Source organism: Kitasatospora sp. NPDC058243, assembly GCF_042882025.1.
Lineage (GTDB): Bacteria > Actinomycetota > Actinomycetes > Streptomycetales > Streptomycetaceae > Kitasatospora.
Map to the genome: position 1 here is coordinate 55,897 of NZ_JBHVWW010000024.1, position 14,187 is coordinate 70,083.

10 protein-coding genes are annotated in these 14,187 nt (G+C 76.1%); 3 read left to right on the forward strand and 7 right to left on the reverse strand.

Annotation, left to right across the window (positions count from 1 at the left end; genetic code table 11):
• Window positions 1–131 precede the first annotated feature (131 nt).
• The gene (locus ACFVX9_RS18065; protein WP_387982446.1) at window positions 132–1,364 is read left to right on the forward strand and encodes a lanthionine synthetase LanC family protein; all 1,233 of its coding nucleotides are present in this window, start codon (window positions 132–134) and stop codon (window positions 1,362–1,364) included.
• Window positions 1,365–1,407: 43 nt separating this feature from the next.
• On the opposite strand, the gene ACFVX9_RS18070 is transcribed toward ACFVX9_RS18065, so the two are convergent.
• Genes ACFVX9_RS18070 through ACFVX9_RS18080 form a run of 3 tightly spaced genes read right to left on the reverse strand, consistent with a single transcriptional unit; the run spans window position 1,408 to window position 4,307 of the window.
• Window positions 1,408–2,064 carry a response regulator gene (locus tag ACFVX9_RS18070; protein ID WP_380430783.1) on the reverse strand — a complete coding sequence of 219 codons (657 nt, stop codon included), beginning with the start codon at window positions 2,062–2,064 and terminating at the stop codon, window positions 1,408–1,410.
• Window positions 2,049–3,359, reverse strand: a complete 1,311-nt coding sequence (locus ACFVX9_RS18075; RefSeq protein WP_387982447.1) for a sensor domain-containing protein — start codon at window positions 3,357–3,359, stop codon at window positions 2,049–2,051. Before ACFVX9_RS18075 ends, ACFVX9_RS18070 begins: the two co-directional genes overlap by 16 nt.
• A 9-nt stretch (window positions 3,360–3,368) precedes the next feature.
• Entirely contained in the window at window positions 3,369–4,307 is a 939-nt protein-coding gene (locus ACFVX9_RS18080; protein ID WP_387982448.1) for a DMT family transporter, read from the reverse strand.
• 166 nt (window positions 4,308–4,473) lie between these two features.
• Here ACFVX9_RS18080 and ACFVX9_RS18085 point away from each other — a divergent pair, with 166 nt between their 5' ends.
• Window positions 4,474–5,403 (forward strand): LysR family transcriptional regulator, encoded by a 930-nt coding sequence (locus ACFVX9_RS18085; RefSeq protein ID WP_380378918.1) that lies wholly within the window; start codon window positions 4,474–4,476, stop codon window positions 5,401–5,403.
• Window positions 5,404–5,611: 208 nt separating this feature from the next.
• Entirely contained in the window at window positions 5,612–6,889 is a 1,278-nt protein-coding gene (locus ACFVX9_RS18090; RefSeq protein WP_387982451.1) for a carbohydrate-binding protein, read from the forward strand.
• A 101-nt stretch (window positions 6,890–6,990) separates the two neighbouring features.
• On the opposite strand, the gene ACFVX9_RS18095 is transcribed toward ACFVX9_RS18090, so the two are convergent.
• The 4 genes from ACFVX9_RS18095 to ACFVX9_RS18110 form a co-directional block, all read right to left on the reverse strand.
• Entirely contained in the window at window positions 6,991–9,903 is a 2,913-nt protein-coding gene (locus tag ACFVX9_RS18095; RefSeq protein WP_387982452.1) for a hypothetical protein, read from the reverse strand.
• On the reverse strand, window positions 9,903–11,789 hold the full coding sequence (locus ACFVX9_RS18100) for an HSP90 family protein (RefSeq protein ID WP_063349747.1): 1,887 nt from the start codon (window positions 11,787–11,789) through the stop codon (window positions 9,903–9,905). The genes ACFVX9_RS18095 and ACFVX9_RS18100 overlap by 1 nt, the downstream gene beginning before the upstream one ends.
• A 56-nt stretch (window positions 11,790–11,845) precedes the next feature.
• Entirely contained in the window at window positions 11,846–12,874 is a 1,029-nt protein-coding gene (locus ACFVX9_RS18105; protein WP_387982454.1) for a hypothetical protein, read from the reverse strand.
• Between the two features lie 311 nt (window positions 12,875–13,185).
• Entirely contained in the window at window positions 13,186–13,689 is a 504-nt protein-coding gene (locus ACFVX9_RS18110; RefSeq protein WP_387982456.1) for a hypothetical protein, read from the reverse strand.
• Window positions 13,690–14,187: the final 498 nt, after the last annotated feature.

A 14,187-nucleotide genomic window follows, 5' to 3' on the forward strand; every position in this document is an offset into this window, starting at 1 on the left:
GTGGACACCGGCATGGCCCATCACGAGGACGGCGGGCAACAGGGCCTGCGGCGGGGGGGGTCCCCCCCGACCCCCCCCCCCCCCCCCCCGGCCTGGGCGGATTCCCGACCCGTCGTTCCCGAGGAGCCACCGTGCCGCAGCACACCGCGAACACCGAGAGCACTGAGAGCACCGAGAGCACCGGCACCGCCGTCACCGGACTCGCCGTCCGACTCCTCGACGCCTGGTCCGCCCGGCCCCGCGAGAGCCCGGCGGTCGCCGAGCACCCCTCCGATCCGGGCGTCCCCGTCCTGGCCGCCCTGCTGCACACCACCGGAGGGCCCGAGGCCGAACGGTCCGCGGCCCGTGCCGTGGCGGTGTGGGCCCGCACCGCCGGCCAGGGGCCGGGCCACTGCGGGCTGTACGACGGCGGACTGGCCGGAACGCTGGCGGGCCTGCGCCTGGGAGCCCTGGTCCACCCGGACCTGCACCGGGCCGCCGACCGGCTCCGCGACCACCTGGTCCGCACCGCGCCGGCCCTCGACTGGCGGTGCGAGCAGGTCGCCTTCCCGGACTACGACCTCATCGTCGGCCCCTCCGGCACCCTGCTCGCCCTGACCACGGGCGCCCGCCCGACACCGGCCCAACTCGGCCCGTACGCCGACCACCTGGCCCGGCTGTGCGACACCGACGAGCTGCCCCGGCTGCGGACGGGCCAGTACGCCGGCCACCCGCACCTGGGCTGGCTGGACGGCCGGATCAACACCGGCACGGGCCACGGCGCCGCAGGAGTCGTCGCCGCACTCACCGCGGCGGTACGCCACCTCGGACCGCACCCCGGCCTGACGCCCGCCCTGCGCCGCGCGACCGGGTGGCTGATGCGGCAGTCCTTCGACGACGCCCGCTCCATCCGCACCTGGGACGGCGCCGGGCTCGACGGCCCGCCGCCCGCCGGAGCGCGCGCCCGCCAGGCCTGGTGCTACGGCACCCCCGGAGTGTCCTGGGCGCTGTGGGACGCGGCCGACGCCACGGGCGACCGGGAGACGGCGGCCTGGGCCGCAGCGGCCTTCGGCACGCTCGCCGACCGGTACGACGAGCGGTTCCACCTCTTCGGCGACCGCGCGAGCGACCTGCTGGCCCTGTGCCACGGCGCCTCGGGCGTGCTGGCGGTGGCCGACGCCTTCGCCCACCATGCCGGCCTGCCCGCCGCGGCCGCGCTGAGGGCCCGCCTGCTCGCCCACCTGAGGGCCCGCCTGCCCGAGGTGGAGGCCCTGGGCGCGGAGGGGATGGGCCTGCTCGGGGGCGCGGCCGGCCCGCTGTGCGCCCTGCTCACCGCGGGCCACGACGCCTCCCGGGCCTGGCTGCCCTGTCTCGGTCTGCGCTGAGCCGCCGACGCCCGGCCCGGTGTCGGGCGCGCCCTACGCCGCCCTACGCCGCCCGGAGGTGGGCGAGGACGGCGAGGACGCGGCGGTTGCCCTCCGTGGGGTCGAGGTCGAGCTTCATGAAGATGTTGCCGCAGTGCTTGACCACCGAGGCCTCGGTGATGGTCAGCCGGGTGGCGATCGCCTGGTTGTTGAGGCCCTCGGCCATGAGGGCGAGGACTTCGCGTTCGCGGGGGGTCAGCCGGGTGAGGGGGCGGTCGGCGGACTGCTGGCGCAGCAGGACGCGGACCACGTCGGGGTCGATGACGGTCTCGCCGGCGGCGACCCGGCGCAGGGCGTCGAGGAAGTCGGCGACGTCGCCGACGCGGTCCTTCAGGAGGTAGCCGAGGCCGGCGGGTTGGGCGCCGGCGGCGGCGAGCAGGCGGGTCGCGTACGGGGTCGCGACGTACTGGGAGAGCACCAGGACGGGCAGGCCCGGGTGGCGTTCACGCAGGTCGAGGGCGGCGCGCAGGCCCTCGTCGGAGAAGTCGGGCGGCATCCGGACGTCGGTGATGACGGCGTCGGGCCGTTCGGTGTCGACGGCGGCGGCGAGGGCGCGGGCGTCGCCGACGGCGGCGGTCACCCGGTGGCCGCCGAGGGTGAGGAGTTCGACGAGTCCGGCGCGCAGCAGGACGGCGTCCTCCGCGATCACGATCCGGAGCACGGGACCTCCAGCCGCAGCGTGGTCGGGCCGCCCGTCGGGCTGGTCACCATGAGCCGTCCTTTCAGGAGTGCCACCCGGTCGGCGAGTCCGCGCAGGCCGGCCCCGGCGGCCGGGTCCGCCCCGCCGTGGCCGTCGTCGGTCACCTGGAGCACCAGGCGGCCGTCGGCGATGCGCCCGCTGACGGTGATCGCGGCGGCGCCGCTGTGCTTGGCGGCGTTGGTGAGCGCTTCGGTGACGGTGAAGTAGGCGGTGGTCTCGACGGGGGCGGGCAGCCGGCCGGGGAGGTCGAAGTCGGACCGGACCGGGATGGGGTGGCGCAGCGCGACCTCGGCGACGGCGGCGGCGAGGCCGTGGTCGGTGAGCACCTGGGGGTGGATGCCGCGGACCAGGCCGCGCAGTTGTTCCAGGGCCTGCCGGGCTTCGCCGCGGGCCCGGGCGACCAGGGCGGTGGCCCGGTCGCCGGACTGGCCGCTGCCGTCGCGCAGCGCGTGGTCGGCGAGGCCGAGGGTCATGCTGAGCGCGACGAGCTGCTGTTGGGCGCCGTCGTGCAGGTCGCGTTCGATGCGGCGGCGTTCGGCTTCGAAGGCGTCGGCGAGCCGGGCCCGGGAGCGGGTGAGTTCGAGGACCTGTCGGCCGCTGTCCTCCTCGCGGGGCCCGAGCAGGAGGCGGGCGAGGGCCACCTGGGCGGTGGTCAGCAGGGCGCCGGCGTAGGCGCAGAGGAGGAGGCCGGCGAGCCCGGCGGCGCTGAACGGCAGGGCGGCGAGCGGCCCCGGCACCGCCCGGCCAGGGATGATCATGACGGTTTCGGGAGCCAGCGCCCAGACGATCACCGGGGAGGCGACCAGGGCGCCGGAGAACAGCAGCGCGGCGCTGAAGCCGAGCGCGGCGGCGGCGAGGGCCGTGGCGGTGAGCGCGGTGTGGGCCAGCTCGCGCCAGGTGGCGCGCTCGCGCAGGCGGGTCCGCAGCCGGGCGCGGCGGCCGGCGCCGGGCAGCGGGCGGTGCGGGTCGGGCAGCGGTGCCGGCTCGACCAGCCGCAGCCGTCGTCGTTCGAGGGCGGCGGCGGGAATGCCCGCGAGGGCCAGGGCGAGGAGGACCGGCAGTCCGACCCCGACCACGGACAGGCCCAGCCCGAGCACCAGCAGCACCGCCAGGGCGGCCAGCAGCAGCGGGCCCAGCAGCGCGCCGCCGAGCAGGTACGCCCAGCAGCGCGGCACCCACGGGGTGACGGGGAAGCGCAGCGGGTGGGCTCGCAGCGCGGCCCAGACGGCCGTCGGCTGCTGCTCCTCCTCGTTCACCCGGTCACTCTAACGAACCCTCTGACCAGGCCTCGGGGCGTCGGGCGTGGCGGCGGCGGAGCCGGCCGGGCGGGGTGCGGGCCGGGGGCGGGTCAGGGCGACGGCGGCGATCACCAGGACGCCGCCGGCCAGGGCGTTCCAGCCGACGGGTTCGGCGAGGAAGGCCGCGCCGAGGGCCGTGGACCACAGCGGCATGACGTAGGTGACGGCGGAGGCCACCGCGGTACCGGCCGTGCGGACCAGCCCGAGGTTGAGCAGGTACGCGAGGCCGGTGCCGACCGCGCCCAGCACCAGCAGGGCGCCGGCCGCGCCCGCCCCCGGCCAGTGCGGGGCGCCCGCGGCGAACGGCGCGATGGCGGCCAACTCGGCGGTGGCGCAGGCGATCTGGACGGCGGAGAGGGTGACCACCGACTCCGGCCGGCCGGAGAGGAAGCGGCGCAGATAGGCGAAGCCCGCGCCGTAGCAGCAGGCGGCGGCCAGGCAGGCGAGGCCGCCGGCGGCCTCGCCGGAGCCGATGCCGCGCCAGACCCCGAGCACGGTGAGCACGCCGACGAAGCCGAGGACGAGTCCGGAGAGCCGGCGGGCGCCGGGGCGGCGCTCCTCGGCGACGGTGAGGACGGTGAACAGCAGGGTGAACAGCGGGGTGGTCGCGTTCATCACCCCGGCGAGGACGGAGCTGACCCGGGTCTCGCCGAACGAGAACAGCGTGAACGGCACGGTGTTGAGGAGCACCGCGACCACGGCGGAGTGCCCCCAGAGCGCACGGTCGCGGGGGACGCGCTCGTGGCGCAGCACAAGGATCGTCCACAGCGTGACCGCCCCGAGCGCGCAGCGCCACAGCGCCACCCACAGCGGCGGCACCCCAGCCTCCACCGCCACCTTGATCAGTGCGAAGCTCGCGCCCCAGATCGCCGACAGCGCCACGAAGCCCGGCAACCAGCGCCGCACCCGGACCACCTCCATCTTCGTCCCGTTGGTTCCGTCCCGGTCCCGTCCAGGGTCCAGTCTCGGGTCCCGCTGCGGGTCCCGCCCGGGGTCCCGTCTGGACAGAGGGTGGCCCGGCGGCAGAGCATGAGTCCAACAAGTGGCAGCACCGGATGGATGAGGAAGTCTCATGGCGTCGGAGGTCAACCTGGCCCAGCTGAGGGCACTGGTCGCGGTCGCCGACACCGGGGGGTTCGGCGCGGCCGCCGACGAACTGGGCATCAGCCAGTCCGCCGTCTCGCACGCCGTCGCCGCGCTGGAGCGGACCCTCGGCGCGCCCGTCCTGCTGCGCGGCACCCCGGCCCGGCCCACTCCCCTGGGCGAGCAGATCCTCCCGCACGCCCGCACCGCCGTCGCCTCCGCCGCCGCCGTGCGCGCCATCGCCATCCGGCACTCCGGCGGCCCCGTCGGCACCGTGCGGCTGGCCGCGCCGACCACCGTCTGCCAGGCGCTGCTGCCCGGGCTGCTCCGGGACTGGAAGGCCGCCTACCCGCAGGTCACCGTCCGGGTCTTCGAGGGCGAGGACGACGAGCTCGCCACCTGGCTGGAGGCGGGCACCGTCGACGCCGCCGTCCTGGTCGACCCCGGGCCGCTCCCGCCCGGGGCGGTCGCGCTCGGGGCCGACTCCATGCACGCGCTGCTGCGCCGCGACCACCCGCTCGCCGGACAGGAGGCCATCCACGTCGCCGACCTGGAGGACGACGACTTCCTGCTCTCCGAGGGCGGCTGTGAACGGCACATCCGCGAGGCCTTCCGCCGGGCCGGCACCCGCTTCACCCCCCGGCACCGCATCCGCGACCTCAACACACTCATCGGCATGGTGCACGCGGGCGTCGGGGTCTCGGTGATGCCCGCGCTGGCGCTGACCATGCTCCCGGCCGACTGCGTGCTCGTCCCGATCCGGCCGGCCGTCCACCGCACGCTCACGCTCACCGGGCCGACCAGCCGGCCGTGGTCGCCGGCGGTCGGCGGGCTGCTGGCGGCGGTGGGCGCCGCGCAGGGGGCGGGTGACGCCGCGCGGGGAGTGGGGACCGGGGTCCGCGTGGCGGCGCGCGCCTGACGGGGAGCCCGTTCGGCGCCCGGCCCACCGCCGGCGCCGGGCCCCGGCTTGACCATTTTGGGGTTGACCACCCTTCCTCGACAGGTCTATACCAGTGACAGCCTTCGGCAACTACCCCCTGCCAAAGGCCCGTTCGGTCTGCGCGCCACCCCCACCTCCGGCGTGAGCAGCCCCTCCCCCACTGCCGTCCCGCCTGGAAAGGCCCTCGATGGAACGCGCTCTTCCCCCACACCCCTCCCCCCGGAACCCGCGCCGCCGCCCGCGCCGGGTCGCCGCCGTGGCCGGGGTGCTCGGCCTGGTCGCCGGCGGTATCGCCACGCTCGCGAACACCGGCTCCGCCGCCGCCGACACCACGACCGGACTCGGCAGCAACTGGTACGCCTCGGCGCCCTACCTGATGCCCGAGGACAACAGCCCGCCGGACGCCGCGGCGGTGATGGACGCCACCGGGCAGAAGGCCTTCCAGCTGGCGTTCATCCTGGCCCAGGGCAGCAGCTGTTCACCGGCCTGGGGCGGCACCTCCTCGATCGACACCGACACCACCATGCCCGGCGTCATCCAGACCATCCGCGGCAAGGGCGGGGACGTCTCGGTGTCGGTCGGCGGGTACGGCGGCACCAAGCTCGGCCAGGTCTGCGGCACGCCGGAGGCGACCGCCGCCGGGTACCAGAAGGTCATCACCAAGTACCAGTTGAAGGCGATCGACTTCGACCTGGAGGAGCCGGAGTACGAGAACACCGCGGCGATCCACAACGAGATCGGCGCCGCCCGGATCCTCCAGCAGAACAACCCCGGCCTCTACATCTCGATCACCACCGCCGGGACCAACGCGGGGACGGGCTGGTTCGGCACCCAGATGCTGAACGAGGCCAAGTCGCAGGGCTTCACGCCGAACAACTACTCGATCATGCCGTTCGACGGCGGGTTCAACGGCGCGGCCGCGCAGACCGACGCGCTGGTGAAGTTCAACCAGATCCTGCAGACCACCTTCGGCTGGTCCGAGGCGACGGCCTACGCCCACGAGGGCGTGTCGATGATGAACGGCCGCACCGACGCCGCCGAGTACTTCCGGCAGGCGGACTTCCAGGCCGTGCTGGACTTCGCCACCGCGCACAACCTGGCCCGGTACACCTACTGGTCGGTCAACCGGGACCGGCAGTGCACGGGCCCGGTGGACCCGGGGCTGTCCGGCTCCTGCTCCAGCGTGGCGCAGAACGACTGGGACTTCACCAAGTACACCGTGAAGTTCGCCGGGGCGACGCCGCCCACCACCCCGCCGACCACCCCGCCCACCACGCCACCGACGACTCCCCCGACCACCCCCGGGGCCTGCGCCGACCCGGCGTGGAGCGCGAGCACCACGTACACCAGCGGCAGCAAGGTCTCGTACGGCGGCCACGAGTACCACGCCAAGTGGTGGACGCTGAACGAGGTGCCGAGCGCCAGCGGCCAGTGGGGCGTCTGGGGCGACGACGGCCCCTGCTGACGGGCTGACAGCTCGACGGGCCGACGCCCGGGGCCCGGGGGTCTGCGCACCCCGGGCCCCCGGCAGGCCAGTTCGCGGCCGTGGTCAGTTCGCGGCCGTGGTCAGTTCGCGGCCGTGAACCGCTCCCGCAGTTCGGCCAGCACCTGCGCCGCCTCCGGGAGGCCGGCGGCCTCGCAGCGGGCGATGCCCGCGGCCAGCCGGGCGACGGCCGCCCCGGTACGGCCGAGGTCGGCGCCCTCGATCAGCGCGGCCAGCCGGACGGCCTCGGCCCGGGACGTCCCGGCCCGCTCGTCGCCGCCCTCGTAGACCGCGATCGCCCGCTCGACCTCGGCCAGCGCCTCCTCGTGGCGCTCGGCCATGGCCAGGCAGCGCGCCCGCTCGTAGTGCGAACCGCCGCGCAGGTACCAGGGGTTGTACTCCTGACCGGTCTGCCCGGCGTGCTCCCCGACGGCGTCCGCCTCGGCCAGCCGGGCCAGCGCCGACGCCAGCCCCTCCGGGCCCTCGGCGTGCATGGTCAGCCGGGCGAACTCGCGCAGCGTCGCGGCCAGTTGGTCCACCTGGGGGGCCTGGGCGTGGGCCGCGAGGGCGCGGTCGAGGGCGGCCTTCGCGGCCTCCCAGCGGTCCGCCCGGGCCAGCGCCAGCGCGGCCTCGCAGGCGACCATGGTGTGGGTCTCCTGCTCCTCCCAGCCGGCGACGACGTCGGCCAGCCGCAGGTACTCCTCGGCGGCGTCCCGGTGCTCGTCCAGTTCGGTGAGGCCCCGGGCGAGGTCCAGCCGGGCCTGCGCGAGCATCCGCACGTCCAGCTCCGACGCGGCGGCGTCCAGCAGCACCGACTCCAGCACCGCGACGGCGTCGGCCGTGCGGTCGGCGGCACGCAGCACGTCGGCCAGCTGGAGACGGGCCTGGGCGGCGTCCTCGGCCGCCTCCCGGCCCTTGCGGTCGAAGCGCGCGGCCGCCTCGGTGAGCGCCCGGACCGCGCCGCCGCGGTCCCCGGCCCCCATGGCCGCGTGGCCGAGCATCAGGTAGGTGGGCGCGTACGGGTAGGAGTCGTCGCCCCAGCGGGCGGCCTCGGCGAGCGCCCGGTGGAACACCTCGACGGCCTCGGCGGGTTCGCCGCCCTGCAACAGCACCTGGCCCAGCAGGCCGAGCACCCGCGGGGTGTGCCAGGGCAGTTCGGCCGCGTCCAACTGGGCGAGCACCTCGCGCAGTTCGGTGGTGGCCTCGGCCAGCCGGCCCTGCCGGGCGGCCGCGTCGGCCAGGTACTGGCGGGAGGTGGCCGCGCGGCGGGCGGAGCCCAGCTCCACGGCGGTGCGGTGGTAGCCGCCGGCCGCCGCCTCGAAGCGCTCGACGGCCTCGGCGGGCGGCTCGGGCAGCGCCTCGACCAGGTCGTGGTGGGCGGCGTAGGCGCGGACCTGCCACACGATCAGGTGGTCGTCGTCGGCCATCGTGCCGGCGGCCCGCAGTTCCTCGGCCCGGCGCAGCACCTCGTCGAGCGCCGGCCAGTCGGCCACCGCGCCCTCGACGTCGCCGAGTTCCACGATCAGCGCGCGGGCCCGGGCCATCAGGGCCTGGCCGGGCAGCCCGGCCTGCTCGAACAGCTCGGCGGCGGCCAGCAGCCCGGCCCGGCCGTCGGCGTGCTCGTCCCGCTCCAGCGCCTGGTGGGCCCGCTGCTCGGCGAGTTCGGCGCGCAGCCGCCCGGGGCTGCCGACCGCGGTGCCCTCGGGGTGGGCGAAGCCGTCGGCGGCGGCGCGTTCGGCGATCCGCCGCCAGAGCCGGTCGGCGTCCGGGTGGCCGACGAGCTCCAGCTCGCGGGCCCGGACCACCAGGGCGGTGAAGTCCTCCGGCTCCGGCTCGACGGCCCGGCGCGGTGCGGGCGCGAGGGCCGGGGCGGCGGCCAGCTCGGGCGCGGCGGCGGCGCGCACGCCGAGGGCCAGCGGCTCGGCCAGCAGCGGCTCGCGGGCCAGCCGGGCGCGCCGGTCGGCGCCGACCGCGTCGGTGCCGTTGCGGGCGTCGAAGCGGGCGGCGAGCGCGTCGGCCTCGGCGCGCACGTGGGCGAGCAGGGTGTCCGCCGTCCAGGAGGTGCCGGGCGGGCCGCTGACCGCGAGCCCGCCGTGGCCGCCCCCGGCCAGGACGGCGAGCAGCACCTCGACGCCGGTGAGGAAGGACAGCAGCGCGGACGGCTCGCCGGCCACCGCGAACAGGTCGCGGTTCTCGGCGAGCAGTTCCAGGCCGCGCGGCTCGTTGCCGGACAGCGCGCAGAACTCGACGTGCCGGCCGACGGCGTGCGCCATCGAGGCCTTGCCGCGCGCGGCGCGGTAGCCGGTCAGGTGGCTGGAGCGGGCCTCGTCCAGCCGGCCCCGGCGCAGCAGCGGGAGCAGGGCGGCGGCCTGGCTGAGGGCGGGCTCCTGCTCGCAGCTGCTCCGGCCGTCGAGGACCGGCTGCAGGACGTCCAGCGCCCGGGCGTCGTCGCCGGCGTCCACGAAGTGCTCGGCGCGCGCCCGGGTCTCGCAGGCGTGGCAGTCGCTCAGCTCGGAGCGCGGGCGGGCCGTCCACAGCTCGTAGGCGTCCTGGCGGCCGCTGCCGGTCTGCGCGGCCAGGTGGTAGCGCTGGGCGTAGTACGGCTGGAGGTCGAAGCCGGCCGCCCGGTAGCGGTCGCGCAGTTCGGTGTGCCAGCGCCGCAGGGCCGGCAGCGGCACGTCCGGATTGCCCAGGAGCGCGCCGGCCACCCACTTGAAGCGCCAGAACACCTGCTGGCGGGCCCACTCGCCGAAGCCGTCCGGGTCGGCGTCCCACAGCTTGAGGAGGCGGGCGAAGACGACCGGGCTCTTGCCGCGCTCGCCGTCGTACTCGTACGCCTCCATCAGCTCCAGCAGGGCCATCGAGCGCGCCCCGGTGTCGTCGAACTGCTCGGCGGCGTCGACGAGTTCCTCGGCCGCGACGGTCCGCTGGCGGCCGTAGGGGCGGGCGTCGTTCTCGCGCAGCGCGGCCATCACCGCATCGGGGGTGTCCAGCATCAGGCCTCCTTCGGGTCGGTGCGGTCCGGGCCGGCCGACTCGTGGCCGAGCATGGCGTGGTCGAGCAGGCTGATGAACGAGCGGTTGAGCAGGGCGCTCTCGCTGGCCTTGAGCGGGCGGCGGGTCATCAGCACGGCCTGCCCGTACAGCGCCTCGACGGCGGTGACGGCCAGCTCGCGGTTGGTGACCGTCGCGGCGCGGCGCACCAGCGGGTTGAGGTGGTTGAGCACCAGCTGGGCGCGGGGCGCCTCGGCGCGCAGCGAACCCAGGATGTCCGCCCACAGGCCGTCGGCCTCCTCGGCGAGCTGGGCACGGCTGCGCTCGTGCCGGGCCTCCCGGTTGTCCAGCAGCAGCGCGGGCGCGTTGGTCGGGTGGAAGCTGCGCAGGGCGACGTCGCAGTCGAAGCGGCCGACCACCTCGCGGGCGACGGCGAGGAAGGCGTTCGCGGCGAGCTCGGCGGCCGGGTCGACGGTGTCCAGGTGCGCGGTGACGGTGCCCGGGTCGAGGTCGGAGACCGAGACACCGGGGCGGATCTCGGGCAGCCGGTGCACCAGGTCGCGGTCGTAGGTGTAGCCGCCGTTGACCACGCCGAGGCCGGCGGCGCCGGCGATCGGGGCGACCTGGCGGAACTCCTCGACGGTGCGGGTCACCAGCACCACCGGGTGGCTGCGGGTGAACTCGTCCAGGGTGACGTTGCCGTCGGTGGTCTCGAACGGCAGCCACGGCAGCATCATCCGCAGCAACTCGTCGTCGTAGCGGGCGAGTTCCTTGACGGCCAGGTGGTGCACGGACAGGAAGCGGTGCAGCAGCGCCGGGTCGCTCGCGGACAGGCCGGTCAGCCAGTCGCGGATCCGGACACCCAGCGCGTCGCGGACGGCGGCCAGCGTCTCGTCCGCGTACAGGCCCTCGCGGGAGGCGGTCGGGCGCAGGCCGTCGGTGTCCACCACGCAGCGGACGAAGAACGCCCAGTCCGGCAGCAGCTCGTCGGCCTGGTCGGACAGCAGCATGCCCTTGAGGTGCACCCGGTGGCCCGAACGGCGGGACGGCGGGGCCGCGTCCGGCAGCACGTAGGCGACGCCGCGCAGGCCGACCAGCGGCAGGTCCAGGTCGATGGTGTCGAGCGGGGCGAAGTCGAAGGCGGCGCGGCAGTACTCGGTCAGCGCGTCGCGCCGGGCCAGCGGCGAGCCGTGCCGCTCGGCCCACGGCGGGGTGCGGTTCACCCGGTGCTCGGTGCCGTTCGCGTCCACCACCGTGACGTCGTGGCGCAGCAGGCTGCCGAAGTCCCGGGCCAGCGCGAGGACACGGCCCGACCGCGTCCACTCGACGGCGTCGGCACGCGGGACCAGCGTCACGGTGGTGCCCGGCTCCGGCTTGGCCGCGGCGGGCAGGGTGCGGATCGTGTAGCGGCCGTCGGAGCCGCCGCGCCACTCGATCACCGGCGCATCCGGCGTGGCGGCGGAGCGGGTCACCACGGTGATCTCGTCGGCGACCACGAAGCAGGCCAGCAGGCCGATGCCGAACTGGCCGATGAAGTCGCCGCGGGCCTGGGCCAGCCCGGCGCCGTCCAGCCGGCCGTCGGCGTCGCGCTTCGAACTGCGGCCGATGGTGGCGAGGAAGGTGTGGACGTCCGCCTCGGTCAGGCCGACGCCGGTGTCGGTGACGCTCAGCTCGTCGTCGGCGCGCACGACGATCCGAGCCGGCGCCTGCGGGTCGAGGGCGCGGCGGGCGGAGATCGCGTCCACCGCGTTCTGCAGCAGCTCGCGCAGGTACACCCGCGGGCTGGAGTAGAGGTGGTGGGAGAGCAGGTCCACCAGGCCGCGCAGGTCCACCTGGAAGGTGTGCGCGCTCGCCGCGTTGTCGGGCGTCGGGTTCTCGGATGGGGACACCGGGGGCTCTTTCGATCGCGGGGCGGGTGACGGAGGTTCTGGACGGGCCGGGGGCGTCAGTACGCGCAGCGGTCCCGGTGGGAGGCGAACGCCTTGAGCGGATCACCGGACAGGAAGTGCCAGGGCGACTCGGTGACGGCGCCGTCCAGGGCCTCGAACAGCAGGCGCGCCGTCTTGCGCTGGCCGGCCAGCGAGAAGGCCATCGCGAAGGCGTTGAAGGAGCCCTGCCAGCCGCGGACCGGCGTGAAGTCCGGGTGCAGCACGGAGCGGAAGGCCGCCTCCTGCAAGTCGGCCACCACCTCCGCACTGGCCAGGTAGGCGCGGTCCTCACCGTCCGGGAGGTCCAGCCAGCGCTCCAGGTGCGCCAGCACGACCAGCTCGCCGAGCTGGCTGCCCTCCGGCGCCGCGAGCATCGAGGAACGGGCGAAGGCGTGCATCTCCTCGTGCGAGCCGCCCCACTTGGCGCACAGCTGCTGGAGGCGCTGGCGGTGCGAGGCCGGATGCCCGGGAGCACGGCGCACGGCGGCCTCGAAGCGGCAGGTCGCGACCTCCGCCGGGAGCGAGGCGCCGCGGGCGCTGATCTGCAGGAAGTACCAGGGGGCGAGCCAGGACGGCTCGCGCTCGGCGACCTCCAGCAGCTGCTCCTCGGCGACGTCCAGCCGCTCGTGGAACACCTGCCACTGCTTCTCGGACACGTGCTTCGCCCGGGCGCCCGTCCGGGCCTCCCAGGCCCAGGTGACGTGCCGGGCACCGGACAGCAGCAGCGCCAGCGCGTCCTCGGGCCGGTCGGCGAGGGCCCGGGCCGTCCACTCCTCGACCCGGGGCACCTCCGCGATCGCACCGACCCGCCCGGTCAGATCGGCGCCGTCCCCGACGGCGGCCAGCGCGGGGCCCAGGGCCGCCCAGTCACCGGCGGCGGCCTGGCCGAGCATCAGGCGCAGCGACTCGTCCCCGAGCGCCGGATCCAGCCGCGGCGCCGCAACGGCCGCCACGGGCGCGGACCCGACGGCCCGCCGCACCCTCCCGCGCCAGCCCGCCCCGCTCTGCGCGGCCTCCTCGCCGGAGCGGCGTCGGAACAGCGGCATGTGTGGCCCCCTCGAACATCATCGGCATCTTTCGCATGGCCGCACGACGGCCACCCCAGATGAGTAGATATCACGGCCGACCGACATTCGTTTGCCCAGCCCAGGGGCGGTCCCGGTCCGGCACGCGCGGGGACCCGCCCCACGGCCCGCCGACCGGGGCGGACGGCCGGGGCCGACGGCCGGAACGCGGGCACGTCGAACGGGGTGAGGACACGTCGAACAGGCGGCAGGCGCTGTCCGGTCCGGCGCCGAACGCAGCGGGCCCCGGCGCCTCCTCGGCCCGGGGCTTCGCTTCGCGTACGCGGCGGCCGTCAGGCCAGTCCGAGCCCGGCGTCCGGGGTCCTGCCCGCCTGGGCCTGCTCGATCCGCTTGACCAGCATCACCCCGAACCGCCGGGCGGCGGCCACGTCGGCCGGCCCGCCCTCGGTGGTCACGCTGGCGACGACGGTGCCCGAGCGCAGCACGATGCCGATGCCCTCGCTCTCGCCCAGCTGGCCCTGGAAGGCCTGGCTCTCGCTGCCCAGCACCGGGGAGTCGACCGTGCGGAACGGCCCGGCTCCGTAGGAGGCGTAGGACTCCTTGAGCTTGCCCTTGGCGGCGTCGCGGTTCGGCAGCGTCTCGACGATGAAGCGGGCGACCACGTCCCCCGAGGAGAACCGGACGGAGCCGCTGAGCGGCTTGCCGGTGCACGGCGCCGACGCGGTGCAGGTGGTGGCGTGGTCGAGGGTGTCGACCTTGCGCTTCTCCTCCTCCCAGCCCGCCATCGCCTTCGCGTCCGGCAGCACCTGCCCGACGAGCTTGTCGTCCAGCAGCACCGCCTCCAGGTCCGCCCCGGGCGTCGCCGCCCCGGCCGGCGGAGCAGAGGCCCCGGCGCCAGCGCCACCGCCAGCGCCACCGCCTCCGGTCGCCGGCGCCGAGGCCGAGCCCGCGGCCGCACCCGCCCCCGTCGCGGCGGCAGACGCGGACGCCGACGCGGAGACCGAAGCCCCCGCACCGGTCTCACCACCCGCCGGACCGGTCGCGCTCGCCACCGCACTCGCCGCCCCAGCCGCACCCTTGGCCGCGTCCGAGCCCGCCGGGGAACTCCCCGCAGAACCCGCCGAGCACCCGGCCAGCACCCCCGTCAGCACCCCGGCCGCCACCGCGGCAGCCACCCTCCGACCAGCCATCCCCATCCCCATCGCCCACTCCCTCCGGATGTCCGTGACCCATCAAGATAGCCGCCGCCCCCGGCCCGCCCGCGCCCGGGTGCACCTGGGCCGATCAAGGACGGAGCGGGGGCGGGAACGGCGGCGGGGCGGTGACCGTGGTGG